The organism is Jutongia huaianensis (assembly GCF_014384985.1).
Taxonomy (GTDB): domain Bacteria; phylum Bacillota; class Clostridia; order Lachnospirales; family Lachnospiraceae; genus Jutongia; species Jutongia huaianensis.
Genome location: NZ_JACRSX010000008.1, coordinates 64546 through 91272, shown reverse-complemented (window position 1 = coordinate 91272; position 26727 = coordinate 64546). Strand labels below are relative to the sequence as shown.

The window sequence follows — 26727 nt, the reverse complement described above, 5'->3', positions numbered from 1 at the left end:
CATTGAAAAAAATTCGCCAACCCACACCATGATGAGTTGGCGAAAGAACATTTCATAATAATTACTCAGCGTCTGTCTCAGCAACAACTTCCTCATCCTCAGAAGCATTATCATTTAACAGAGCCTTCATACTCAGGCTGATCTTGTGATCCTCATTGTTAAAATCAACAACCTTTGCCTCGATCTCCTGACCTACAGACAATACATCAGATGGCTTGTCAACATGCTCCTTGGAAATCTGAGAAACATGAAGAAGTGCATCTACACCCGGCTCAAGCTCTACGAATGCTCCAAAGTCTGCCATTCTGGCAACCTTACCCTTAACGATAGCACCAACATTGTACTTACCGTCTGCATTCAACCAAGGATTCTGATCCTCGAACTTCAGGCTCAGTGCAATCTTGTCATCCTTGATATCCTTGATGAGTACCTTTGTCACATCACCAACCTTGAATACCTTGCGAGGATTCTCAACACGTCCCCAAGACATCTCAGAGATATGAAGAAGACCGTCTGCACCACCTAAATCAATGAATGCACCAAAGTCTGTAAGGTTCTTTACAGTACCCTCAACTACATCTCCAACATGGATTCTTGCGAAAAGCTCCTCTTTCAGCTTTGCCTTCTCGGCAACAAGAAGCTGCTTTCTATCACCGATGATTCTTCTCTTCTTAGGATTGAACTCTGTAACAACAAATTCAATCTCCTGTCCGTTGTACTTGGAAAGATCCTTCTCATAAGAATCTGATACAAGGCTTGCAGGAATGAAGATCTTTGTCTCATCTACTACAACACTCAAACCGCCGGATAATACAGCAGTTACAGGTGCCTTTAATACCTCTTTATTCTCAAAAGCTTCACGGATACGCTCATTGCTCTTCTCCATTGCAAGACGCTTATATGTCAGTAATACCTGACCCTCTCCGTCATTTACCTTAAGAACCTTTGCCTTCATTACATCATCAACTTTTACAACATCTCTCAGGTCGATTCCTGACTGATTGCTGTACTCGTTACGTGTAATAATACCATCAGCCTTGTAGCCAATGTTCAGGACAATCTCATCTTCCTTTACATCGATAACTGTCCCTTCTACAATCTCTCCATTGTGGATTGTTACTAATGATGCTTCTAACATCTGTTCAAAGTCATTGTTCATGTCTGACATACGTTTGAACCTCCTTAATAATATTGTTTGGGGTTGATGCCCCGGCAGTAATACCCACGCTACGAAAAGATTGAAATAGTTCCAAATTCAGGTCGTCAAGTGTCTGTATAAAATATGTGTTCGGACACTCTTTGCTGCAGATTTCATACAGCTTTTGGGTGTTCGAGCTGTGTTTTCCACCTATCACCAACATCGCGTCGGATTGCCTTGCAATAGTACCTGCTTCAGTCTGACGCTCTTCGGTAGCGTTGCAAATTGTATTCATAACAAGTATATCATAACTCTTTTTTTCAAAAATATCAACCATATCTTTAAATTTCTTGTAATTAAAAGTCGTTTGTGATACAATACACAGCTTTTTTTGTGGATCAGGGCGAAAACTTTCCGCTTCTGAAACAGTTTCAAGAACAATCGCACTGTTTTCACACCAGCCGTTGATGCCCTCCACCTCCGGGTGTGTCCTGTTGCCGATAATAACAATCTGGAAACCTTCTCTGTACTTTTCCTGTACGATGCGGTGTATCTTACTTACAAAGGGACACGTCGCATCGACGATCTTTATATCATACTTCTCCAACTGCCGGATAACCTGTTCGGATACCCCGTGGGAACGGATCACTACTGTTCCGTCCTTTATATCGGCAAGTTCTTCAATAGAATTAATGACCTGAACACCTTTCTCCTCCAGCTCCTGCACCACCTGCTCATTGTGAATGATCGGACCCAGGGTAAATACCTTTTCTCCCTTTTCAATCTCCTGATACACTGTATCAATGGCACGTTTTACACCAAAGCAGAAGCCTGCACTTTTTGCTACTGTTACATTCATTTTGTCTTCTCCTGATATATACGAATAATCTCATCCACAACCTGGTCTATGTTCATATCGGAGGAATCTACCAGAACCGCATCCTCTGCCTGGCGAAGCGGCGCCACCTCCCGGTTCATATCCTGCTCATCCCTGGCAATAATATCCCGCTCAATTTCCTTCATATCACATATAAGACCTCTTTCCGTCTGCTCTTTATATCTGCGGCGGGCACGTTCCTGTGCACTGGCGGTCAGATAGATCTTGACATCCGCCCCCGGAAGAACGCACGTTCCAATGTCTCTTCCATCCATGATCACATTTTCCTTTTCCGCCAGACCGCGCTGGAGGCTCAGAAGCTTCTCCCGGACTACCGGATATTTGGAGGTGTTGGATGTCATCATGCTGACCTCCTCGGTACGGATCAGTCCATTGACATTTTCTCCGTTCAGGATCACCTGCTGCTCTCCGTTCTGATAACTGATGGATACATCAATATCCGGACAAGCCGCTGCGATCTTTTCTTCTTCCTCTGACGAAATACCGTTCCGCAGAAAATACAGTGCCATGGAGCGGTACATTGCTCCGGTATCCACATAAATAAATGATAATTTTTCTGCCACTTTTCTGGCAATCGTGCTTTTTCCGGCACCTGCCGGTCCGTCAATCGCAATACTTTTCATAATCTTTTCCTCATTTCTTTTAATTTTGTCCTGCCGACAGCCCTGCCAGATATCCGGTAGACCAGGCAATCTGCAGATTATAACCTCCTGTAACAGCATCCAGATCAAGAACCTCTCCCGCAAAATAGAGTCCCGGAACTTTTTTAGACTCCATGGTTCCCGGATCAACATCCTTTACATTGATACCGCCTCTTGTGATAATGGCTTCATTGAAGCCCCGGAGTCCCGAAACATGCATTTCCAGATGTTTCAGTAACGCCACAAGATTCCGCCGTTCCTCCTTTGTCACTTCATTGACCGGCTTCTCCGGTCCGATCCCGGACAGTTCCACGATCACAGGAATCATCTTTGATGGCAGAAGCTTTCCAAGGCTGTTTTTAAAGTAGCTGTTTTTGTTTTTGGAAAAGTCCCGGAGGATCCGCTCATCCAACTGCTTTTCTGACAGGGCAGGCTTTAAATCCAGTACAATCCGGACATCATCCTCCGGTTTTGTAAAATGACAGCTTGCCGTCAGTACCAGCGGACCACTGATGCCGAAATGCGTAAAGAGCATTTCTCCCAGTTCTTCATAAAGGACTTTCTTGCCTTTAAGCATTTTCATGGACACATTTTTCAAGGATAACCCCTGCATCCTCCGGCAAAACTCCTCCCGGATCTCAAAGGGAACCAGTGACGGCATCACATCTACGATCTGATGTCCAAGCCCCTTTGCAAAACGAAGCCCGTCCCCCGTAGAGCCGGTAGAAGGATAAGAAACTCCTCCTGTCGCAGTAATCACGGCATCCGCAGAAAGCGTCTCCTTCGTGCCGCCTTCTGTTTTCTGAGCAACTACACCACAGCATCGTCCATCCTGTACCAGAATTTCCAATACCTTTGTATGGAGACGGACGGTAACATCTCTTTTCTTCATTGCCTTTTCCAGCGTTCTGATCACATCAGAGGAATGATCCGATTGCGGAAACACTCTATTCCCCCGCTCTGTCTTGATCCGTAAGCCCTCACTTTCCAGAAACTCCATCATACGGCTGCTGTCAAAGGTATAAAATGCACTATACAAAAACCTGGGATTCCGGATCGTATGCTGCAACAGATTTTCCACATCACTATCATTGGTGATGTTACATCTTCCCTTGCCCGTGATAAATACTTTTTTGCCCAGCTTTTCGTTTTTTTCCAGAATCGTCACCTGATGTCCCTGATCTGCCGCTGCAATGGCGGCCATCATGCCGGCGGCACCGCCGCCAACAATTATTATTTCACTCATATCGTTTTCCTTTGATTTTTATATCCTATCTCTTATGGCTCGGTATCATCACATGTTTCCATCCCGCATAACGCTCCAATTTTTGACCATATAATCCACCAGGGAAATGACCGTCAGAACCAATGCTGCATAGATAAATACATATTCAACGATGTTTATAATATATCCATCAAAATTAACGATCAAAAGGATAGACATGATCATCTGCGTCACTGTTTTGATCTTGCCCCAATAGCTGGCAGCGATCACAACTCCCGCATCCGAAGCCACCAGTCGAAAGCCGCTGATGATAAACTCACGGGCAATGATCACGATCACAACCCATGCCGGCATAGGATTGGATGGAAGAGCCACAAAACAGATCATCGCAGAGCTTACCAAAAGCTTGTCCGCCAGAGGGTCCATAAACTTGCCGAAATTAGAGACCAGATTATATTTTCTGGCGATCTTGCCATCCAGCATATCCGTCAGACTTGCCACAATAAAAATAGCTACTGCAATATAATTGTGATATGCAATATGCTCGGAAAGCATAAAAAATACAAAAAACGGAATCAGTACTACACGAAACATTGTAATCTTATTTGGTAAATTCATCGTCGTCCTCCTCTATTACTTCTCCGATCAGATCATACCCCTGTGCCTGTACGATCTGTACCCGTACATAATCACCGGTTACAAGATGCCAGCTTGTGGATAAAAAGACAAAGCCGTCCACGTCCGGCGCGTCCATATAGCTCCTGCCCACATAGACATCATCATCCGGAAGATATCCTTCGATCATTACATCCATTTCCTGCCCGATACGGGATTCATTTTTCTCGAAGGCAATCTCCTGCTGCATTGCCATGATTGCATCACGGCGTTCCTCCTTAAGCTCCTCCGGAATCTGATCCTCCATCTCTGCTGCCGGAGTGTCCTCTTCCTGTGAATAAGTAAATACGCCCAGACGGTCAAACCGCATTGCTTTTACAAACTCCTGAAGCGCCTCAAAATCCTCCTGTGTCTCTCCCGGAAATCCGGTGATCAGTGTGGTTCTCAACGCAATATCCGGAATCTCCTTACGCAAATGCTGTACCATCTGCGTAAGCTGCGCCCGGTCCGTACGTCTTCCCATCTTTTTCAGGATCGTATCCGCCCCGTGCTGGATTGGAATATCCAGATAATGACATACCTTCGGCAGCTTCTTAATGGCATCGATCAGCTCCTGGGTAATCTCCTCCGGATAGCAATATAAAATCCGGATCCAGCGGATATCCTCTACCTCAGATAACCGCTCCAGGAGCTTTGGCAGACTTTTCTCTCCATACAGATCTGTGCCGTATAATGTTGTCTCCTGCGCCACAAGTATCAGCTCTCTTACACCATTTTCTGCAAGGTGACGTGCCTGCTGTACGAGATTTTCCATCGGCACACTGCGGTAATGACCACGTACCTTCGGAATGATACAATACGTGCAGCACTTGTCACATCCCTCTGCAATCTTGAGATACGCATAGCTGCCACCGGACGTATTATCTCTGTCCGTCAGGGGCGTCGGCAGATAATCAATGCTTTTCAGGCTCTCCACCACACCCTTTTGCTCCAGAGCTTTCCGGAGTGTCCGGCCCATTTTCTCATACCCCATGGTGCCAATGATCACATCCACCTCCGGGATCTCCGTCCGGATCTCCTGATGATAACGCTGTGCAAGGCATCCTGCCGCCACCAGAAGCTTACATTTCCCATCCTCTTTGTATGCGGCCATCTCCAGAAGTGTATTGATGCTTTCCTCCTTGGCATCTCCAATAAAACAGCAGGTATTTACCACAATGATATCCGCTTCCTCTTCCCGGTCGATGATCTCAAAGCTATCCTTGCGCAGAGAGGTGATCATCATCTCACTGTCCACCAAGTTTTTGTCACAGCCAAGAGATACAAAAAATATATTCATGTTCTGTTCTCCATTCTAGTACATTATTCTACGGATGAAACACAGTTGTTCATCAGCATGGCAATGGTCATCGGACCAACGCCGCCCGGTACCGGCGTAATAGCCCCGGCTACCGGCTCCACGGAATCAAAATCCACGTCACCGCAGAGCTTGCCATCCTCTTTGCGGTGCATTCCCACATCAATGACTGTGGCGCCTTCTTTGACATAATCTGCAGTAATAAACTGACGTTTTCCAATGGCTACCACCAGAATATCCGCCCGTCTGGTCACTTCCTTCAGATCCCTGGTATGGGAATGGCATACGGTTACTGTGCCGTTTTCGCGGATCAGAAGCATTGCCATCGGTTTTCCGACAATATTACTCCGCCCTACCACAACGCACTCCTTTCCGTCAATCTCAATGCCGGATCTTTTTAACAGCTGAATGATACCGGCCGGGGTGCAGGATACAAAGCCCTTCTGGCCGATGCTTAACAGACCGACACTCTGTGGATGAAAACCGTCCACATCCTTCTCCGGCGCGATAGTACGGATCACGGTATCCTCGTCTATATGTGCCGGCAGCGGAAGCTGTACCAGAATGCCATTGACATCCTCTCTGTCATTTAACTGACGCACCAGATTCAGAAGTTCCTCCTGTGTTGTCTCCTCCGGCAGCTCATATGCCAGAGAATTGATGCCAATATATGCACAGGCTTTCTTTTTATTGCCTACATATACGGTGGAGGCCGGATCATTTCCAACCTGAATCACTGCCAGGGTTACTTCCACACCCTTCTCCTTAAGCTGCGCCACCTTTTCCTTTAATTCATCCTTAATCTCCCCTGAAATCTTTTTTCCATCGATTAATTTTGCCACTGCAATTCACCTTGCCTTTCTATTTATACACGGAAAATACTTCCGCCTACAAACTCTCTCATTAACGAATTCTTCGGGATCACCTCGGTACTGACACCGATAAAATAATCCAGGAATTTTAACAGACGCTTTGCCTCTACATACTCCGGCACATCCTTTGGAATGCCAAAAAGAATAGACTCGGCATATGGTTTTAACACAGCCAGCTCATAGATCAGCGCAGAATTAAACATCACATCCGCTTCCTCTTGGAATGGGAATATGTACTGATCCTCTCCCCGGCGTACCGAAGGCCACATACCGATGGTATGCATTGCCGATGCCCCGCGTGTTCTGGCATCCCGGACCATCCGGCGGATCAGTCGTCCGTCCGTCGTGGAGATCCGGTTGTGCTCATCAATATTTAACTGTGTCAATGCACTGATATAAATCTTAAACTTGCTCTCCTTCGGCAGAGAATAGGACATCTTTTCGTTGAGTCCATGAATTCCCTCGATCACCAGAATATCCTCCGGACCAAGCTGGCGGAAATCGCCATTATATTCTCTCTTGCCCAGCAGGAAATTAAACTCCGGAAGCTCAACTCTTTTTCCATCCAGAAGCGCTGTCATATCTTCATTAAACTGCTTTGTGTCGATTGCCTCCAGACATTCGAAATTGTAATTGCCATCCTCATCCAACGGTGTATCCTTGCGATCCTTAAAATAATTGTCTAAAGCAATGGTATGCGGCTTCAGACCGTGAGTACGGAGCTGGATCGATAGACGATGAGAGAAGGAAGTCTTACCTGAAGAAGATGGTCCCGCAATCATCACAAACTTTTTACTCCGGTCACTGGCGATCTGTTCTGCAATCTCTGCCACCTTCTTCTCCTGAAGTGCCTCCTGCACCAGGATCAGATCCGTAATACCGCCATGGGAGATCACATCATTTAATGCTCCCACGGTGTCTACATTCATCATCCGTCCCCATTCACTTGCCTCCTGCAGCGTTGCAAACAGCTTCGGTGTCTCCTTGACCGGAGCCAGAGTTTCCGGATGCTTGCGGTTTGGCAGACAGATCAGGAATCCCTTATCATATTTCTCCAATCGGAAATACTTTAATATCCCTGTAGATGGCGGCATGTAGCCATAATAATAATCCTCGAAGCCATCCAGATTGTAGATATTTACCTTGGAAACCCTGCGGTATTCAAACAGCTTCTTTTTGTCCTTCATACCATACTTTTCAAAAGTTTCCACTGCCGACGAGGTGCTGACGGATTTCTTATGAAATACCTTATCCTGCTCCACCAGACTGTGCATAAACTGCTCCACCTGATCTAACAGCTCCTTTGTCAGTTCAATCCCTTCTGCTTCACAATAAACATTATCTCCCAGAGTATGCTTTACAAAGACGTTTTCCAGTCCCTTCTCTCCGGCAACGTGATAAAAGCTGCGAAGCAACAGAAGCGTTACGCCCCGGACGTAGGTTTTATATCCACTGTCACTGGCCGTTGTCAGGAACGTGATCTCCTGCTCCTTATTGACGGATTTGTTTAACTCGATCAGCTTTTCTCCCCGTTTCGCCAATATAATATCATGCTCGTAATTCTTCTGAAAATCCTTTGCGATCTGTAAATATGTAGTACCCCTCTCATATTCCGTTAATTCCCCATCTACTGTTACCTTCACCATATGTCACCCTTCCTTTCTGTGCAGACAGATTTCCTTTGCCTGCTGCACAAGAACCTGTTCCTGCTCCAGTTCCTGTTTCTGGCGTGCTGCCTGCTCCGATAACTGCCTTGATGCCATTTTATTTAATATCCCCTGAAGCCTTGTCTCCTCCTTCTCCAAAAAGGAAATAAGACAGGTATCCCCATGCTCCAGCAGATATCTTCCATATATATATTCCATTTCATCGGAATAATGCTCCTGTCCCGGAACCGCCCGCATGATCAGATAATATTTGCCCTGATCAAGAACCATTGTCTCCGCGGCAATCATAAATCCATGTTCATGAAGATAGTGGCGTACCACAGACCATTCTGACTGCGGCGACAACACAAGCTCCTGTACCCTCTCCACAATCTCAGGCGAATCCTCCAGTATCTTACAGATCAAAGCTCCTCCCATGCCGCTGACCAACAGGGTATCCGCTTCTCCCGGCACAAGCTTCTTCGCTCCGTCCGACAGCCGAAGCTCGATCTGTTCTGTCAGACCGCTCTCCGTCACATGTTCTCTGGCTCTCTCCAGAGGTCCCTCGTTAATATCCATTGCGATCACATGATCAGCCAGTCCCTGCTCGATCAGATAGATCGATGTAAACCCGTGGTCACAGCCAATGTCCGCAGTCACACCATGGATCTTCACCTGATGTGCCACTGCCTGCAGCCTTTTGGAAAGCCGGATCAATCCAGATAATCCTTCAGCTTGCGGCTGCGGCTCGGATGTCTGAGCTTCCGAAGTGCCTTTGCCTCAATCTGACGAATACGCTCTCTGGTAACTTCAAACTCACGTCCCACTTCCTCCAGAGTGCGGGAACGGCCGTCCTCCAGACCAAAACGAAGCTTCAATACCTTCTGCTCGCGCTCTGTTAAAGTACCAAGCACTTCCTCAAGCTGTTCTCTGAGAAGGGTAAATGCTGCTGCCTCTGCGGGTACCGGCACATTTTCATCCTGAATGAAGTCTCCAAGATGGCTGTCCTCCTCCTCGCCGATCGGTGTCTCCAGAGAAACAGGCTCCAATGAGATTTTCTGAATCTCGCGGACACGGTCCACCGGCATATTCATATGCTCTGCTATCTCCTCAGGATACGGCTCTCTACCAAGTTCCTGTAAGAGCTGACGCTGTACACGGACAAATTTATTGATGGTCTCCACCATATGAACCGGAATACGAATGGTTCTTGCCTGATCTGCAATGGCACGGGTGATTGCCTGACGGATCCACCATGTTGCATAGGTACTGAACTTGTATCCCTTCTTATAATCAAACTTTTCTACTGCTTTGATCAGACCAAGATTTCCCTCCTGGATCAGATCAAGGAACAGCATGCCTCGTCCCACATAACGCTTTGCAATGCTGACAACCAGACGAAGGTTTGCCTCTGCCAGCTTCTTTTTGGCCTCTGCGTCCCCCTCTTCCATACGCTTTGCCAGCTCCACCTCTTCATCTGCTGAGAGAAGAGGAACCTTTCCGATCTCCTTCAGATACATTCTGACCGGATCCTCAATGCTGACACCGTCCGGCACCGAAAGGTCGATATTTTCAATATCCTCCTCGTTGCCCTCACCGTCTGCTTCCATGCCAAGAATGATGTCATCATCCACATCATCCTTATCGTCGGAAATCTGGAACACATCGATGCCGTTATTTTCCAGGTATTCGATGATCTTTTCCATCTTTTCCTCGTCTAACTCCATATCCCCAAAGAAATTATTGATCTCCTGATACTCCAGCACGTTCTTTTTGGTATGCGCCAGCTCCTTTAAGGCATTCAGCTTTTCGATAAACTTCACCTCGTGGTTTTCATTTTTGTCATCTCCTGAACCTTTTGTCTTTGATTTTGCAGACTTGGAAGACTTCGCTTTAGAAGTCTTCTTTTCGCTCTCTGACGCCTTCTTTGTTGTGGCTTCTGTCTTTTTTGCCGTTGTTTTCGTTGTCTTTGTTTTCTTTTTCTCGTCATCTACAGAAGTAGTACCTTCAGCAGCTTTTTCGACGGTAGACTTTTTCATTTTCTCCTCCTTTGTCTCTGCCGCTTTTGTTGCCTGCTTTTTCTCTGTTGCCATACGATACCTTCCTTTCTTACCTATACTTTTTCCAATTATTTATGAAATATGCAGTTTTACTGCACCTTGCAGCATTTTCTTTTGTTGTACGAGCTTTTGCAGTTCATTGAGATCTGTAACTTCTCCCGCCTGCCGCTCCAAACTGTGTTCTTTGATCTTCAGGATCAGATCCGTGATCGCCTTTTTCTTTTCCTCTGCCTGGATCTCACTGCCAAAGCTTGTCTGAAACATAGACGCTACCTTGTTTTGCTCCTCTACCTCGGTAAAATGTCCTATGATCCTTGCGGGCTCCAGCTCTTCCTTTTCCATCTGTTCATAGAGCTCCTTCGCCACGGTCCGGTACAATCCTTCCTCAAAATCCTCCGGTTTGATCCATTGACTGATCTGCCGGAACAGCTGCGGTTCCTCGATCAACCATGACAAAAGCAGCCGGTAGGAATAACTAATGCCCTCTCTCAACTCCTTTTTACGGCCTTTTCGGAGCCGTTCCTGCTGTCTCTCCTCCATGACCTCCTCATAGCCTGACGGCATCTGATTGCCATACCGCACCACAAGCTGCTGCAGATCCTCTGTTTTAATATTATACCGGGCAGCTACCGCTTCCAGATAATTATTCCGCTGGATCTTGTCCTCAAAAACAAGAAGCTTTCTGGCAATCTCATGGATAAATTTTGTCTTCTGGTCCGGATCACTCATAGAATAGTTTCTTTTGGTCACCTCAATCTCAAAGAAGAAGCTGTTCTGTGCCTCCTCTATCCGCTTTTCAAACTCATCTGCGCCCAGATTTTTAATAAATTCATCCGGGTCCTTATAGGGCTCCATATGGATAACCTTTCCGGTAATGCCTGCTCTTCTCAGCATCGGAATTGCCCTCATTGCAGCCTTTACACCTGCACCATCACTGTCGTAGGTCAAAAGCACCTCATCCGTATAACGCCGGATCAGATTGGCCTGCTGCTCGGTAAATGCCGTTCCAAGAGATGCAACTGCATTGGTAAAACCGGCCTGATGCAGAGCGATCACATCCATATATCCCTCACACAGGATCATATTGTTTCTCTTACCCCGCTTGGCATAATTGAGTCCAAACAGGTTCCTGCTTTTGTCAAAGATCTTTGTCTCCGGTGAATTGAGGTACTTTGGCTTTGCATCTCCCATGACACGGCCGCCAAACCCGATCACACGGTTATTGACATCCATGATTGGAAACATGACCCGGTTCCAAAACTTGTCATAGACGCCTCGTTCATCCATCTTAAAAAGGCCTGTCTCCTTAAGGATCTGATCGCTGTAGCCTTCCTTTTTCAAATACTGATACAGCTCTCCGCCGCCCTGTCCGGCGAAGCCCAGGCCAAAGTGAAGAATCGTTTCATCGGTCAGCCCTCTGCCCGTGAGATAATCATACCCAACCTTTCCCCGCGGGGATTTCAACAGGGCAAAATAATACCTCGCCGCCTTTTTATTGATCTCCAGCAAAGTCAGCCTGATGCCCTCCTGCTGTTTTTGCTGTGCTGTCATTTCCTGCTTGGGAAGATCAATTCCGGCCTGCTCGGCCAACATCTCCATTGCCTCAGGAAAAGTGAGATTTTCATATTCCATCACAAAGGTCAGTACATTGCCGCCCACGCCACAGCCAAAGCATTTATACATCTGCCTGGCGGGATTTACATAAAATGACGGTGTTTTCTCATTGTGAAACGGACACAATCCCGTATATCCACTGCCTGTCCGTTTTAGCCGGACATATCTGCCGATCACGCTGACAATATCACTCCGAGACCGTACTTCCTCGATCTGTTCCTCGGAATACCACGGCATTGTATCACCTCCCTCTCACTGGGCCTTTACACAAAAATAACTAATACAGCGCAAACCACTATATTAGTTATTCGACAAAGATTTTATTTTTCCTTTTTCTTTTTTATTTTGGTTGAACTCTGGCAGCCACAAGCTTTAACGATGCTCTGTTCCAAGTACACTCCATGCTTTCGGGATCATCAGCTCCTTATAAAGATTTACCATATAACGGTCACTCATACAGGCAATAAAATCACAGACAGCCCGTTCCGGCGTCTCTCCCAGAAGAATCAGTGCCGAGAATTCACTTGGAAGCTCCTCGGTATGATGTATGTAATAGTCATACAACTGCTCGATCAGGATTTCTACTTTCTTTTCCTCGCTCTTTGCCACCGGATTTGTATAGACCTTTTCAAACATATAACTTCGCAGGGAAAACATCGCCTTCTCCACCTCCGGCGACATACTGATATCGTTTTTTCCTTCGCTGTTTCTTACGATATCGTGGACTAATGTATTTAACCGGTAATTTGTACTGTGCCCCAGTACATCCGTCAGCCAGTATGGAATTTCCTCCTCTTTGATCAGTCCTGCACGAATGGAATCATCAATATCAGAATTGATATAGGCAATCTTATCGGAAAGGCGGACAATCTTGCCCTCCAGCGTAGCCGGTGTCAGACTGGTCTGATGATTCAGAATGCCATCCCGTACCTCCCATGTGAGATTCAGCCCCATTCCTTCTTTTTCCAGACGCTCCACCACACGTACACTCTGTTCATTATGCCGGAAGCCTCCCAGATCCTTCGTGATCCGGTTTAACGCCCGCTCCCCGGCATGGCCGAAGGGAGTATGCCCCAGATCATGTCCCAATGCGATTGCCTCCGTAAGATCCTCATTAAGCTGCAGGGCTCTTGCTATGGTTCTGGCATTCTGTGCCACCTCCAGCGTATGAGTCATACGGGTCCGGTAATGATCTCCCTCCGGAGCCAGAAAGACCTGCGTTTTCTGCTTAAGACGCCGAAACGCTTTACTATGCAGGATACGGTCTCTGTCCCTCTGATAATCCGTGCGGATATCACACTGGGGCTCTGTCCGTTCCCTTCCTCTGCTCTCATCTGCAAAGCTGGCATACTTTCCCAAAATCTCGTGCTCTCTCTGTTCCTGTCTTTCCCGAAGATTTTTTTCCTGCTCCATAGGGATCACCAGTCCTTTCTCTGTGATGTCCAAACACCACCGCTCACTCGACAACCTTTCCATAATAATAGAATCCCTTACTCTCACACAGCTTTACCGGTACGATCTTACCGATCATAGATTCATCCCCCGGAAAATGTACCAGATAGTTTTTGGCTGTTCTGCCGGTGACATATCCTTCCTCCTGCTTATTCACATCTTCCACCAGCACATCCTCTACCGCACCGGCTCCCGCCTGTGTTTTCTCAGCGGAAATCTCCTGAATCCTCTTTAGCAGACGGTCAAACCGTGCCTTGACAACCTCCTCCGGCACCTGATCCTCCATAGCCGCAGCCGGAGTTCCGGTACGCTTACTGTATATAAAGGTAAAGGCACTATCATACTTTACCTGCTCCACCACATCCATGGTATCCTCAAAATCCTCCTCGGTTTCTCCCGGAAATCCCACAATAATATCTGTGGTCAGAGCAATATCCGGCATTGCCTTTTTAATCTTTGCAACCAGCTCCAGATAACTCTCCTTTGTATAATGACGATTCATAATCTTTAACAGGCGGCTGCTGCCGGACTGCAGCGGTAAATGAAGCTGTCTGCATACCTTCTTAGAATGCGTCATCACATCAATCAGCTCATCCGACAGATCCTTCGGATGCGAAGTCATAAAACGGATCCGCTCCAGTCCCTCGATCTCATCCACCTGCTTCAAAAGCTGCGCAAAGGTGATCGGATGCTCCAGATTCTTTCCATAAGAATTGACATTCTGTCCCAGCAGCATAATTTCAACAACACCATCTGCCACCAGTTCTTTGATCTCCTTAATGATCTCCTCCGGTTCCCGGCTGCGCTCCCGTCCCCGGACATACGGCACGATACAATAGCTGCAGAAGTTGTTGCAGCCAAACATAATGTTAACACCGCTCTTAAAGGAATATTTCCGCTCGATCGGAAGCTCCTCCACAATCGCATCCGTGTCCTTCCAGACATCCACGATCATCCGCTTTTTCGCAGAGGCATCAAATACACGCATTGCCAACAGCTCTGCAAACTTAAATATATTGTGGGTTCCAAAAATAATATCCACATTGCGGTAGCTTGTTTTGATCTTATCTACCACGGTCTTTTCCTGCATCATACATCCGCAAAGCATGGTAAGCATTTCCGGATTCTGCTTTTTGTACCGCTTCAACTGGCCCAGATGACCATACACCTTTAAGTTTGCATTTTCCCGGACAGTACATGTATTGTAAAGGACAAGATCCGCTTCCTCCTGATCTGTCTCCTCATAGCCGATCATCTGCAGTATACCAAGGATTTTTTCAGAATCCCTCGCATTCATCTGACAGCCAAAGGTAGTCACACATGCCGTCAGTGGTCTTCCAAGCTGCGCCTTCCGTTCCTCCATCCAAATCTGCAGCTTCCGGATAAAGTAATACTGACGCTCCGGCTCTGTCTCCGGCGGTGCCACTGTCATATCCATTGTCTCGATTATCTTTGTCATTTCTAATTTATCCACAGGTTTATAACTCCTTTTCTCTAATCTTAATGAATGAGTGATTATCTTTTCTTTAGCCTTCCGGACGACACAAACCGCATGGCGAATATCCTGCCTGATGCGCAGCATCAATACTGTCAAAATATGCCCTGTTCTTCTCATAGGGAAGTCCGTTGCAGCTTGGCAGATGGAACTTTTTGGAATTGACATTACCAATATATTTCTGTCCGTTTGCAAGCGCCGGCGCACTGCTTGCCGTATTGTCACTGCCGGATGTATCATCTCCGGATATCTGACTCTCGGAACCGTCTGCCCCGATCAGTGTACTGCTGCCATACTCCCGGTAAGACCACAGCTTGCTTGGGCTCTTGTTCCATTTAATCCTGCTTCCATTGCTTGTCGCAACGATGGTTCCCTGAGCATCTGTCCGGAAGATCTTTGTGCCGATTGCTTTCAGACGGCTCATGGCACTCTGCGCCGGATGACCATAATTATTGTCAGCACCGCAACTGATCACAGTATATTTCGGTTTCATTGCCTGCAGAAGCTTCTGGGAAGATGAATTTGCACTCCCGTGATGGCCTGCCATATAAACATCACAGGAAAGATTCTGCCCATTTTCCACCATTTCATATTCACTTTCCGTTTCCGCGTCTCCGGTGATCACAAAGCGGTTCTTTCCATTGACCAGCTTTAATGCAATGGAATAATTGTTTTCATCCACATAGCCACTGCTGTTTGGTGCCAGAATCGTAAATCGGGCCTTTCCCAGCTTATATTTTTTACCGACCTTCGGCCTTGTTGTCGCAATCTTCTTCTGGGCAATGATATTACAGTAAGACTCATATACTCTGGAATCCGCTGTATAAGCCGGAGCGATCACCCTTTTCACCTTAAATACATTTAAAGCTCCCACGACTCCGTTCAAATGATCTGAATCATAATGGCTTACAACCACATAATCAAGCTTCTTTACCTTCTGACGTTTCAGATAGCTGACTACTTTGGACGACGCATCACTGTCTCCACCATCGATCAGCATAAAATGGACACCGGACTGTACCAGCACAGCACTCCCCTGCCCTACATCAATATAGTGAACCTTCATTGTGGACTTTCCTGCCGCTGCAGCCTTTTGAACCCCCTGCCCCTCCTGCTGCCCGGACCGGCTTTCATAATATGTACCATCAAGCCCTGTCAGCCCGCCAACAAGCATTGCCGCCATCAGGAAAGTCATAATGATCCGTTTTTTTATTGTGTGCAAAGAAACCTCCTCCTTCTGCATAAAATGAGTTCTATAAATACTCTTTTATTCATTGTATCACAAATTCTCAGTCAAGAGAAATTTTTACATATACCGCTTTTCAAACTCCTCTACCGGAATCGGCTTTGAAAAATAATATCCCTGATAAATTCTACACCCCATCTGGGTCAGCTTCACAACCTGTTCCTTTGTCTCAACTCCCTCCGTCACCACAGAAAGACCAAGTGTTTTACTGAGAGAGATGATCATATTTAAGATAGACATGCTTTTTTCCAGATTTTCCGGTTTTGATGTCCTTAAAAAGCCCATATCTATTTTGAGAACATCCACATCCATATCCTTTAATGTGTTGAAAGAAGAATATCCGCTTCCAAAATCATCAATTTCCACCTGAAAACCATATTCCCGGAACTGCTCGATCATATCAAGCTCTCCGGCAGTTCCTGTCATAATTGCCGTTTCCGTGATCTCCAGCTTCAATGTCGATGGAATGATGCGATATTTTTCTACAAGTGCGGTAATAGTTTCATACACATTCATATAGTAAAAATCTTTGGTAGAAATATTAACAGATATATATAAATCACTGTGTCCCTCCTGCTGCCACCGGGCAAGCTTTTGTACGGCAAGCTCCCAGATAAACCGGTCCAGCCGGTAGATCAGCCCTGTTTTTTCAAACACCTCGATAAAATCACCCGGAAAGATCAGACCCCGTTTTGGATGCTGCCATCTCACCAGCGCCTCTGCCCCAAGCATTTTGCCCTCCGATGTCATCTGTGGCTGTAAATACATACAGAATTGTTTCTCTTTAAGTGCCTGATCAAAATCTCCCACAAGCTGCTTTTCCAAAATCGTATTATTTAATATGGTGTCATTATAATAGGCAATGGATCTGGCATAATTTTCATTCAATGTCTTGATCGCAAAATTTGCTTTATCGCACATAATGGAAATATCTTCATTGATATCCGTAATTTCATAAACACCAATATATATATGAAGATGATACAGATCATTGTTAAATACCTGTCCCATTGTCTGTATAGCATCAGTAAAATACTCCTCCTGAAATCTTGCCTTCGGCATACATATTGCAAATTTATCTCCACCGATCCTGCCATAGACAATTCCGTCACGGCATCTCTCTTTCAAAAGACCGGCCTCCATCTTTAACACCTCATTCCCCTTTTCCATTCCAAAAAGATCATTGATCAGCTTAAAGTCCTTAATATTGGAACTAAGTAACAGCCACTCCTCATCCGGATGAGACTTCAGGATCTCAGCCGATTTCACTGCAAAATGGCTTTTATTGTATAATCCTGTCAATGTATCATGTGTTGCAAGATACCTCTCCTGTTCCAGTGCAAGATGTTTTTCTGTGTTATCAACCAGATTCAGGAAAAATCCTATGTATTCCTTCTTTTGATCAAATAATTTCCGATACTCAATATCAAAATAATGAATTTTATTATCAATGATTTTCTGATCACTCCACTCAAGAGAATCCCGGTTTTCAATATCATTTTCAGCAAGCCAGGCTTTTGCATACTCTGAAACGGCTTGCAGACTGCCTTCCGAGATACGAAACATTTCCAATGCCCGATCATTTGCATAGACACATTCATTATTAATATCAAAACAGATTACCATATTGTTCATTTCCGTTACCACAATAGACAGTGTTTTGTCTACCAGCTCCTTAGGAGAACGGTACAGACTCAGATAACAGATCAATATCGCCGCAAACACAAAAAACGGAAGCGACAGATCTACCGGAAATTCAGACAGGTCACATACCACATTCAGCACAAGAATCACACAGATTACTACTAGGATCGGAAAGTATTTCTTGCGATAAAAATATGGAATCCTCGTAATTTTTGTGATAAATGACGCAATAATACAGAATACCAGACAAAAAGCAAAAACAAAATGAAGATGATAAAAAACAGATTTGGTTCCGATATGAAACAACTCATAATTCATATAACTTACTTTATTTAAAGTAAATATATTATGCAAAAACGTATTTGCAAACAAAGATATTCCATCCAGATATGCCACTATAAAGCATCCCGTACGAAACGGAGAAATTTCATTAAATACCATCGTATATTGCTGGGAATACTGTAATATGTATATTAAAACCATATCAATAGAAAAAAGATATAAAGCTTCCATTAAGTATGCAAATGTTTCGTCTATTGAAAATACAAACAAACCATTACTTAAAATCGTTATAATTGCAAAAACAAGACATTTCACAATGGAAGCCGCCACATCACTTTTTATTTTTCGGGCATATCTGATACAGATCAATATGGGTATGATCATCAACACCAATAAAACCATATATATTTTGTCCATACGGAATTTCTCCTCCACTCCAAACATAATCACTCCAAATACATTATACAAAGAAAAACCTACTTGTCAAATATATCTCCGACTTTTACTTCATCCTCTTATCAAAAAAAGACCGCTGCTTCACAAATTTTATTTATGAAGCAGCAATCTCTTTTCTGCAGACAATTTTATTTCTCTACCGGAAAGGAAACTGTTACATGGAACAAATCTCCGTCCAGACGTATTTCAAATTTTCCTCCCATCCGCTCCGTCAGATTATTGGCAATATAAAGGCCCAGCCCGCTTCCCTCTGTTGTCCTGGAAGCATCTCCCCTGACAAAACGCTCCATCAGTTCATCCGGGCTGATGTCGAGCCGTTCCCTGGAGATATTTTTGATAGAAAATTCCGCCATTTTCTGTCCGGTAATACGATCCTCTTTTTCAGATAATGTCACATAAACTCTCGTTCCTTCCAGTGCATATTTGGCTACATTGCCATAAAGATTCTCCAGTATCCGGAAAACTCTTCTCCCATCTCCCTTAAACCGGACCGGCTGTTCCGATATCTCTGCCACAAGAGACAGACCTGCCTGCTCAAACTTTTCTTCAAACTCGCCATTGGTCTGATTGACCAGTTCCCCAAAATTCAATGTAGTGATCTGCAGCTCTATGGTTCCGGAGGATGCCTTCGATGCTTCTACCAGATCCTCGATCAGGCTTTTCAGACGCATGGATTTGCGGTCAAGAACATCCAGATACTCCTGTGCTCTCTCATTGTCGATATGCTCTCGCTTCAACAAGTCCACATAATTGATCACGGAAGTCAGCGGTGTTTTGATATCGTGGGATACATTGGTGATCAGCTCCGTTTTCATCCGTTCGCTTCGCACCGATTCTTCCACCGCACTTTCCAGTCCCTGCCGGATATGGTTGATGGTATCTGCAAGCTCCTTCTGCTCTTTGGAGGCTTTTTCCGGCAGACCGATCTGATAGGAGATATCCCCCTGTGCAATTCTCTCGGCACCCTTCTGAATCTTCTCATCAGCAATCCCATTTCTCATTGCTGCTAAAAGGGCTCCTTCTCCGGCAATTAAAAGGAATGGAAGTCCTATTACACAAACAATAACTGTCATACCGTAAGAAACACCAAAAGAATAATTGACCACCACATTCCAGCTGACAATCCATATTACAAGCCATAATACAGCAAAGGCGATCACTGCTGTCCCATATCTTACAAATGCTCTCGTATCTTTATATTTTTGAACAAATACCTTCAGCTTTGATATAGCAATCGTTCCTCCCGTTTTTCCCTTTCGGAAACACCAGCGGATCAAACTGTGCTCTTTCAGTCTTTTCTGGCAGATTCTTTGTATGAGCCCCAATAGGAAAAACATTACCGCCAACGCAAGCGCTGCGATCAATAAGGCATCTGCAAGTCTGGTAATACTTATATTTCCGATATTCGTCTGCTCCATTGTCTGTTCCCGGTTGGAAATATGACACAGATCATATACTGATCCATTCAGCAGATATATTCCCACCAACGCAGCCACAGCCAGAATCTCAGACGGAAGCTTTTGAATCCGTCTTTCCTTTCCCTGCGTCGTTGTGCTTGTCACGGCCAGACCAAAGAATGCAAGCAGCATACTTAAAAGACCGATCGCAAAGATAAGAATACTTTGTTTTGCTGTATCCTTTGCCCGCAGATACTGTTTCTGTGTTTCCTGATAATCCTTATATAAGGATGCCATACCACTTGTCTTACCCGGTGAGGTGATATCTAATACCGGATATCCCACGACCACATAGGCATTCTGATGGGAATTCGTCATCTTTTTCAGAAATTCCTTCAAATCTCCGGAATTTTCAAAGCCATGCCAGCTCCAGTTGGTCTGATATACCTCTCCTCTGGCATCATATATCGCATATTTATAATCATAGGATGTTTTGTTCTCATCAATGGCTGCACGCTGGAGATTATCCACATAAGATGCCCATTTTTCATTTTTTGTAATGAGACACTTTTTGTCCAGAGTTACATTATATAAAAATCCGGATTTTTGTAAAAAGTCTTCAAGTCCTTTTCCAAAGCTCAGCAAAAACTGCGCCATGTCTGCTGCCATAGTCTCATTACAAAGAGGCCTTCCTATATTCCACGGTGCCCCTATAGCATTCTCCATGAGCTTCTGCCCTTTCTTTTTGATCTCTTCTGTGTATTTTTCCAGACTTTCATCATAGACATAACACCCTTCATCATTGTCCTCTGCATCACTATAATATGCCATTGGATCCTTTAAGAAGTTTTTCAGGGTAAAATCCGACTTTCCACCATTATAATAAAGTTTATCGTTCATATCCAGACGAAGTGCTGTGTGATTGTCCTCTTCCCCCAAAGAATTATAGACATACACAATGTTTGTGTCTTCCACCAGCTTTGAATTTTCCTCAATATTGTACAGATCCGTAATGCGGTGTGCTTTCCGGTAATCTTCCATAAGATCCCCATAATAACTCTTATATCCGGTTCCATCCTCTCCTTTTCCCTGAAAGTTATTCTCTGCGGCAAGAGCCATCTGATACAGCAGCCATCCTTTGGCATAATTTGGATACATCTGTCCAAGCCACCGGGCATAATCGGAATGAAGTCCTACCTTCTGCGTTCCCTTTGTCAGATCCACCTCCATGGTCTCCGTTTCCCGATTTCCCCCCTGCAGTCCCGGCAATAATGTTTCCTGTCCGTCATAACGCTTGATTTCCGTAGTTTTTTCCCCTTGTTTCTCCATATTCTTCCAGTCTTTTTTGGAGAAATTTTCCCCGGAGGCTACCGTATAATAAAGCGTACTTTTCTCCCAGTTGCCTCTTGCAAAATAAACCTGTTTCAGCGAAAGAAGCTGCGATGCCTTTTTGTAGATACTGACATTTTCTTTGCTGTACTTTTCAAAGCCGTTAATGTAGTTTGAAAGATATCCGTCATAATCATAATTATGACCTTTCCAGCCGGCTGCTTCTTTCAATGTAACTACCTTTTTTTCAGCTCCTGTTCCTGTCTGCAGAAATGGCATATTCTCCATTTTCCCTGTATATACGGAGCCGTCCACACTTCCCAGCCTGCGGATATTCAGATAAAGCTCCAGTGCCTGCAGATAGCTGTCAGTCAGCTTTCGAAATTCGCTGCTTTCTTCCAGATTTCCATTCTCGGAAACATTATTTTCCGAAGAAAGCTGATTCATTTTGGATTTTGCTCCAATATAATCAATTCCTGAAAGGGACGCTGTCACCGTCGCTGCCGTCAGAACCAATCCAAGAAGGATACGGACCAATTTTCTTTTATTTGTTTTCCCCTTTTTTTGTTTCTCTTCTTTGTTTTCCCTTATCTCTTTGTTTCGTCTCATCTTATAAATCCCCCCTTGTCCGATTTACTGATTTTCCAGCTTGTAACCTACGCCCCACACAACCTTCAGATATCTTGGCTCTTTGGGGTTGATCTCGATCTTTTCCCGGATATGGCGGATATGTACTGCCACTGTATTTTCTGCAGCATAGCCATTTTCATTCCAAATGCTCTCATAAATCTGCCGGCTGGAAAAGACCTTTCCCGGATGTTTCATCATCAGCAGCAGGATATTGTACTCCAGAGGCGTCATCTTGATCAACCGGCCATCCATATACACCTGCTTGCGGTCATCATCCATTTCCAGTCCACCGAGACGATATGTTATTCCCCCTGACGGCACCTGCGCGCTCATCATATCATAACGTCTCAGCTGGGACTTTACTCTGGCCACAAGCTCCAGTGGATTAAACGGCTTCGTCACGTAATCATCCGCTCCGATATTCAGACCCAGAATCTTGTCTGCATCCTCTGATTTGGCAGAGATGATAATAACCGGCACCTTACTTTCCTCCCGGATCTTCATGGTAGCATGGATTCCATCCAGCCTTGGCATCATCACATCGATCACCAGCAGATCAATATGATTCTGCCGGATCTGCTGCAAAGCCTGCATCCCGTCATAAGCCGTGAGTACCTCATACCCCTCCTGCTCCAGATAGATCTGAATTGCCTCCACGATTTCTTTGTCATCATCACATACCAGTATTGTCTGCATTTTTGTCCTCTTTTCTGTACCTGTGTCGTACCTTGCTGCTTTGCATTTCCTATCATAAACTACATTTTTTAAGACAAGCGAATGAAATTCTTAAGATTTCTTTAAGTTTATCACAGAATGAATGAAGAAAAAAGAGACCACCGTATCTGCCCATTACGGTGGCCTCTCAAATCAGGTTTTCCACGAAACTCCCGATCAGAACCTCTATGAAGTTCCATATTCACACACAATCAAATTTAAAGGAAAACTCATGCTATTTGCACTTTATTCGGCTGCATCCTGGAGAGCGTCAAAACCTTCCTCTCCGGTACGAACCTTCACTACATTCTCTACATCATATACAAAGATCTTACCATCTCCGTAGTGACCGGTGTAAAGAACCTTCTTAGCTGTCTCAATCACTGTCTCAATCGGTACGGAGCTGATAACAACCTCTACCTTTACCTTCGGGATCAGCATAACACTAAGCTCGGCACCACGATAGGTTGTTGTAATACCCTTCTGTGTACCACAGCCCATAACCTGTGTCACGGTAATACCATTGACACCGATCTGGTTCATAGCTTCCTTCAGCTCATCAAACTTGTTCTGCTGACAGATAATAGATATCTTTGTAAACTTCTCGGTCATATCGCCCGGCTTTTCTGCTACAGGCCTCATCGCCGGCTTATGATCACTGTTCTTCTCAATCACAGGTGCAAGACCACTCTTTGGTACCGGCATAGTTCCTGCAGAATAGAACATATTGCCGGCAGGCATAAAGTCTGCATATGCAGATGTCAGACCATGCTCCTTCACATCCAGACCGATAAGCTCTTCCTCCTCAGATACTCTCAATCCAAGTGTTGCCTTAATGATCAGGAATGTAATCGTAATGGTGATCGCTGTCCAGGCAATGGTACTGAACATTCCCACAAACTGGAGACCAAGCTGTGTGAAGCCACCGCCATAGAAAAGACCCTGTCCTTTGATTGCACCACCCTCTAACGCAATCTGGTAACCGGGAGCTGATTTTGTTGCAAAAAGACCAACGGCGATCGTACCCCAGATACCATTCATCATATGTACTGCTACGGCACCAACCGGATCATCAATCTTTAATACATAATCCAGAAGCCATACACCAAACACTACCAGAAGACCCGCAACTGCACCGATCACTGCTGCGCCGGCACAATCAGTAACATCACAAGGTGCTGTGATGGCAACAAGACCTGCCAGAGATGCATTCAGACACATTGACACATCCGGCTTACCATATTTGATCCAGGTAAAGATCATACACACAACCGTTGCAACTGCAGGCGCAACAGTTGTTGTCAGGAAAATAGAACCGAGATCCGGAATCGATGTTGCAGCTGCACCGTTGAATCCATACCAGCCAAGCCACAGGATAAATACACCAAGAGCACCGATCGTTAAATTGTGACCCGGAATTGCGTGAGGCTTTCCGGTTCTCTTGCTGAATTTACCAATACGAGGTCCAAGCATCGCTGCACCGATCAGGGCACAGATACCACCAACCATATGAATACAGTTGGAACCGGCGAAATCATGGAAGCCCATCTGTGCCAGGAAGCCGCCGCCCCAGGTCCAGTGTGCTTCTACCGGATAGATCACTGCGGAGATCACAGCGGAGTAAACACAGTAGGAAATGAATTTTGTACGTTCTGCCATGGCACCGGAAACGATCGTCGCTGTTGTGGCACAAAATACAAGGTTAAATACGAAAATGGAATAATCGTAATTTCCATAATGAGAGAAGATATTGAAATCAAGCTTTCCAATAAAACCTCCCATATCATTTCCTAACAGAAGTGATGCACCGATCAGGAAAAACATAAATGTACCGATACAAAAATCCATCAGGTTCTTCATAATAATGTTTCCAGCATTCTTTGCTCTGGTAAAGCCAGCCTCCACCATTGCAAATCCTGCCTGCATCCAAAATACCAATGCTGCTCCTATCAAATACCATACGCCATACAGGTTATCGTTGACGTACTGAATGATTTCTTTCGACATATAACATTCCTCCTTGGTTTTCATTTTTTTCTTTTCACATGTGAATGTTACACTTAAGTAACAGAAAAAGGTGCCACGATCGCTATCTGCTTCGTGACACCTTTGTCATAAATCTCATTATATTCATTCCTCAGATCCTGTCAAGGAACTTTCGGGAACTCTTTTCAAAGAAAAGTTTAAAAAGAGTTATTCTTTTTATTCTTCATTTTTTGCAAAATATTTGAAAGTGCTATTTGCTTTGTAGAGCAAAATCCGGGTTTACATCCCCATCTTTTAAAGAATCATCGGTCAAAAACTTTATAAAAGCAGCCGCTTCCTCCTGCTTTCTGGAAGAATTGGACACTCCCAGCACGGCAGATTTGCTTTTGCCCTCCAGTGCCTTGTACTTCTTGCAATCTGCAACATCAATGCCGAAATTATACTTTGTCTCGTCAATCTCCTTCTCTCCACGGATGTTCTCTCCGTCAATGATCGGACAATATATTCTCTTATCCTTAGGCCAGTCCTTAAATGCCGCTACGGTATCCGAACTGTCCGGCTCGAAAAAATACCCGGCAGTAGCGTAACCGGTAAAGCCCTCTTTGGGTGCGATCACAATATCACAGGTTCCGGCATAAATATAACTCTGCAGTTGCTCGCTTAAGGTACCGTTTTTAGAGTTAAACTCCGTATTGATCGTCACGATCTCGTGTTTATTATCAAGACCCAGATAAGTACCCACCGCTTTTTCCAGCTTGTCTACCTGCTTATCATCCAGATTCTGGTCACAGATCGCCACATATAATACTGTCTGCGGCTTCGTCAGAGCCCCATACAAAAAATAACCTCCCACCAATGCGATCACGGCAATGACCACGATGGTTGGCAGATAATAATCCTTAAAAAACTGGAATTTCCCCTTACTGTCCAATTTTTCGTACTCTTTTTTATAATCCGTATCGTCTCTCTGCTGATAGATCAGACCATCCTTTTTCACCTTGCTCTTGTCATCCTCAACGGAATCGTCAAATATTCTCGCCATGTAAACCAACCTTCCCGGCACACCTTATAAATAATATATTTTCAAATTTTCATTATCTGATGCACGCTTTTTCTTAGTTGTAAGTATACAAAAATTATCCTGTCCCCGCAAGGAGACAGGATCTTATTTCATACAATTTATTATTTTTTAATGATTTCCCGGTTACGCCGTTCCTAAAATATATATTACCAGGTACATCAAGATCATCAGACCATTGATGATCACACCGAGAGACGGAAATAGCTGTCTGATATTATCCAGCTTCAGGCTGAGCATAGCTAGCACAAAGCCCCAGATATTAATGGCAACGCAAACCACTCCCCAAATACCGATCCAGACTCCGGCTTTTCCACCCGCCTCTCCTGACAGAAAGCAAAGTACCAAAAACAGGACAAGAGATAAAATTCCTAAAACTGTTGACCAGATTCCCTGTTTCGGATGCTTTTTATCTGTCAGATGAAGACCATCCTTACGTCTTTTCTTTTTAGACATGATCCTCTCTCACCTGCCCTTCTGTTTTCTCCGGTTGTTCCACACTCTTCCGACAGAAAAATATTCTGTGAAAAAAGCGAAACAGTACATAACCGATGATTCCTCCTAATGTATTCAGAAGCATATCATCCACATCACAGGAACCTACCTTGGATACGAGCTGGATCAGCTCCACCAGCAGCGATGTCAGAAAACTCAGCAGCAGAATCTTCCAGAATTTACGCTGATTTCTTGAAATGACCGGCAGCACAAATCCAAAGGGAACAAAACACACAACATTTCCCAGAAGATTCAACAGAACATAATAACTGCCGATTGCATGCCAGTAGAAGATGTATCTGCGGATTTCCTTAAATGGCACCAGACTGTATTTGTATTCGTCACTTGGCACCCGTCCCAGCTGCTCGCTGAAAAACAGGAAATACACCAGTGCCACCAGATACACCACAAAGATACACCATGACAGGATGCGGATTACTTTTTTCGCATTTTTCAT

At 44.8% G+C, this 26727-nt stretch carries 21 protein-coding genes; all 21 read right to left on the bottom strand.

The features are described from left to right. Positions 1–61: 61 nt before the first annotated feature. Positions 62–1168, bottom strand: a complete 1107-nt coding sequence (gene rpsA, locus H8704_RS07930) for a 30S ribosomal protein S1 (RefSeq protein WP_022465444.1) — start codon at positions 1166–1168, stop codon at positions 62–64. Further along, the gene (gene ispH, locus H8704_RS07925) at positions 1149–1997 is read right to left on the bottom strand and encodes a 4-hydroxy-3-methylbut-2-enyl diphosphate reductase (protein ID WP_022465443.1); all 849 of its coding nucleotides are present in this window, start codon (positions 1995–1997) and stop codon (positions 1149–1151) included. The genes rpsA and ispH overlap by 20 nt, the downstream gene beginning before the upstream one ends. Continuing rightward, on the bottom strand, positions 1994–2659 hold the full coding sequence (gene cmk, locus H8704_RS07920) for a (d)CMP kinase (protein ID WP_118678214.1): 666 nt from the start codon (positions 2657–2659) through the stop codon (positions 1994–1996). The genes ispH and cmk overlap by 4 nt, the downstream gene beginning before the upstream one ends. 19 nt (positions 2660–2678) lie before the next feature. Beyond that, positions 2679–3923 carry a BaiN/RdsA family NAD(P)/FAD-dependent oxidoreductase gene (locus tag H8704_RS07915; RefSeq protein ID WP_249297897.1) on the bottom strand — a complete coding sequence of 415 codons (1245 nt, stop codon included), beginning with the start codon at positions 3921–3923 and terminating at the stop codon, positions 2679–2681. Between the two features lie 48 nt (positions 3924–3971). After that, positions 3972–4520, bottom strand: a complete 549-nt coding sequence (gene pgsA / locus H8704_RS07910) for a CDP-diacylglycerol--glycerol-3-phosphate 3-phosphatidyltransferase (RefSeq protein ID WP_249297896.1) — start codon at positions 4518–4520, stop codon at positions 3972–3974. After that, complete coding sequence (rimO, locus tag H8704_RS07905; protein WP_249297895.1) at positions 4504–5856, bottom strand: 30S ribosomal protein S12 methylthiotransferase RimO; 1353 nt, start codon at positions 5854–5856, stop codon at positions 4504–4506. The genes pgsA and rimO overlap by 17 nt, the downstream gene beginning before the upstream one ends. Before the next feature lie 23 nt (positions 5857–5879). Further along, the gene (gene folD, locus H8704_RS07900; protein ID WP_022465438.1) at positions 5880–6716 is read right to left on the bottom strand and encodes a bifunctional methylenetetrahydrofolate dehydrogenase/methenyltetrahydrofolate cyclohydrolase FolD; all 837 of its coding nucleotides are present in this window, start codon (positions 6714–6716) and stop codon (positions 5880–5882) included. A 23-nt stretch (positions 6717–6739) separates the two neighbouring features. Beyond that, a complete protein-coding gene (locus H8704_RS07895) occupies positions 6740–8392 on the bottom strand; it encodes a nucleoside kinase (RefSeq protein ID WP_118678135.1) in 1653 nt (550 codons plus the stop codon). Positions 8393–8395: 3 nt separating this feature from the next. Beyond that, entirely contained in the window at positions 8396–9109 is a 714-nt protein-coding gene (locus H8704_RS07890) for a tRNA (adenine(22)-N(1))-methyltransferase (RefSeq protein WP_249297894.1), read from the bottom strand. Beyond that, positions 9106–10485, bottom strand: a complete 1380-nt coding sequence (gene rpoD, locus H8704_RS07885; protein ID WP_249297893.1) for an RNA polymerase sigma factor RpoD — start codon at positions 10483–10485, stop codon at positions 9106–9108. Before rpoD ends, H8704_RS07890 begins: the two co-directional genes overlap by 4 nt. A 39-nt stretch (positions 10486–10524) precedes the next feature. Next, complete coding sequence (dnaG, locus tag H8704_RS07880; protein WP_249297892.1) at positions 10525–12303, bottom strand: DNA primase; 1779 nt, start codon at positions 12301–12303, stop codon at positions 10525–10527. A gap of 135 nt (positions 12304–12438) precedes the next feature. Next, entirely contained in the window at positions 12439–13479 is a 1041-nt protein-coding gene (locus H8704_RS07875) for a deoxyguanosinetriphosphate triphosphohydrolase (protein ID WP_022465433.1), read from the bottom strand. A 43-nt stretch (positions 13480–13522) separates the two neighbouring features. Beyond that, positions 13523–14977, bottom strand: coding sequence for a tRNA (N6-isopentenyl adenosine(37)-C2)-methylthiotransferase MiaB (miaB, locus tag H8704_RS07870; protein WP_249297918.1), 1455 nt, complete (start codon positions 14975–14977; stop codon positions 13523–13525). A 67-nt stretch (positions 14978–15044) separates the two neighbouring features. Then, positions 15045–16235 (bottom strand): MBL fold metallo-hydrolase, encoded by a 1191-nt coding sequence (locus H8704_RS07865; RefSeq protein ID WP_249297891.1) that lies wholly within the window; start codon positions 16233–16235, stop codon positions 15045–15047. 84 nt (positions 16236–16319) lie between these two features. Next, positions 16320–18602 carry an EAL domain-containing protein gene (locus H8704_RS07860; protein WP_249297890.1) on the bottom strand — a complete coding sequence of 761 codons (2283 nt, stop codon included), beginning with the start codon at positions 18600–18602 and terminating at the stop codon, positions 16320–16322. A 167-nt stretch (positions 18603–18769) separates the two neighbouring features. Next, positions 18770–21976: a sensor histidine kinase gene (locus tag H8704_RS07855; protein WP_249297889.1), complete on the bottom strand. Its 3207-nt coding sequence runs from the start codon at positions 21974–21976 to the stop codon at positions 18770–18772. Positions 21977–22000: 24 nt separating this feature from the next. Next, the gene (locus H8704_RS07850; RefSeq protein ID WP_249297888.1) at positions 22001–22693 is read right to left on the bottom strand and encodes a response regulator transcription factor; all 693 of its coding nucleotides are present in this window, start codon (positions 22691–22693) and stop codon (positions 22001–22003) included. Positions 22694–22957: 264 nt separating this feature from the next. Further along, positions 22958–24718 carry an ammonium transporter gene (locus H8704_RS07845; RefSeq protein ID WP_249297887.1) on the bottom strand — a complete coding sequence of 587 codons (1761 nt, stop codon included), beginning with the start codon at positions 24716–24718 and terminating at the stop codon, positions 22958–22960. A 229-nt stretch (positions 24719–24947) separates the two neighbouring features. Beyond that, positions 24948–25739 carry a hypothetical protein gene (locus H8704_RS07840; protein WP_118678054.1) on the bottom strand — a complete coding sequence of 264 codons (792 nt, stop codon included), beginning with the start codon at positions 25737–25739 and terminating at the stop codon, positions 24948–24950. A 162-nt stretch (positions 25740–25901) separates the two neighbouring features. Next, positions 25902–26231, bottom strand: a complete 330-nt coding sequence (locus tag H8704_RS07835) for a DUF6142 family protein (RefSeq protein WP_022465425.1) — start codon at positions 26229–26231, stop codon at positions 25902–25904. Then, entirely contained in the window at positions 26224–26727 is a 504-nt protein-coding gene (locus H8704_RS07830) for a VanZ family protein (protein ID WP_118678056.1), read from the bottom strand. The genes H8704_RS07835 and H8704_RS07830 overlap by 8 nt, the downstream gene beginning before the upstream one ends.

Bases quoted from the DNA above. Each gene is read 5' to 3' on its own strand.
- rimO (WP_249297895.1), bottom strand. From the start codon at position 5,856: ATGAATATATTTTTTGTATCTCTTGGCTGTGACAAAAACTTGGTGGAC.
- H8704_RS07860 (WP_249297890.1), bottom strand. From the start codon at position 18,602: ATGGACAAAATATATATGGTTTTATTGGTGTTGATGATCATACCCATA.
- H8704_RS07830 (WP_118678056.1), bottom strand. From the start codon at position 26,727: ATGAAAAATGCGAAAAAAGTAATCCGCATCCTGTCATGGTGTATCTTT.
- H8704_RS07875 (WP_022465433.1), bottom strand. From the start codon at position 13,479: ATGGAGCAGGAAAAAAATCTTCGGGAAAGACAGGAACAGAGAGAGCAC.
- miaB (WP_249297918.1), bottom strand. From the start codon at position 14,977: ATGACAAAGATAATCGAGACAATGGATATGACAGTGGCACCGCCGGAG.
- H8704_RS07845 (WP_249297887.1), bottom strand. From the start codon at position 24,718: ATGTCGAAAGAAATCATTCAGTACGTCAACGATAACCTGTATGGCGTA.
- H8704_RS07895 (WP_118678135.1), bottom strand. From the start codon at position 8,392: ATGGTGAAGGTAACAGTAGATGGGGAATTAACGGAATATGAGAGGGGT.
- ispH (WP_022465443.1), bottom strand. From the start codon at position 1,997: ATGAATGTAACAGTAGCAAAAAGTGCAGGCTTCTGCTTTGGTGTAAAA.
- rpsA (WP_022465444.1), bottom strand. From the start codon at position 1,168: ATGTCAGACATGAACAATGACTTTGAACAGATGTTAGAAGCATCATTA.
- rpoD (WP_249297893.1), bottom strand. From the start codon at position 10,485: ATGGCAACAGAGAAAAAGCAGGCAACAAAAGCGGCAGAGACAAAGGAG.
- H8704_RS07915 (WP_249297897.1), bottom strand. From the start codon at position 3,923: ATGAGTGAAATAATAATTGTTGGCGGCGGTGCCGCCGGCATGATGGCC.
- H8704_RS07840 (WP_118678054.1), bottom strand. From the start codon at position 25,739: ATGGCGAGAATATTTGACGATTCCGTTGAGGATGACAAGAGCAAGGTG.
- H8704_RS07835 (WP_022465425.1), bottom strand. From the start codon at position 26,231: ATGTCTAAAAAGAAAAGACGTAAGGATGGTCTTCATCTGACAGATAAA.
- dnaG (WP_249297892.1), bottom strand. From the start codon at position 12,303: ATGCCGTGGTATTCCGAGGAACAGATCGAGGAAGTACGGTCTCGGAGT.
- H8704_RS07855 (WP_249297889.1), bottom strand. From the start codon at position 21,976: ATGAGACGAAACAAAGAGATAAGGGAAAACAAAGAAGAGAAACAAAAA.
- pgsA (WP_249297896.1), bottom strand. From the start codon at position 4,520: ATGAATTTACCAAATAAGATTACAATGTTTCGTGTAGTACTGATTCCG.
- cmk (WP_118678214.1), bottom strand. From the start codon at position 2,659: ATGAAAAGTATTGCGATTGACGGACCGGCAGGTGCCGGAAAAAGCACG.
- H8704_RS07850 (WP_249297888.1), bottom strand. From the start codon at position 22,693: ATGCAGACAATACTGGTATGTGATGATGACAAAGAAATCGTGGAGGCA.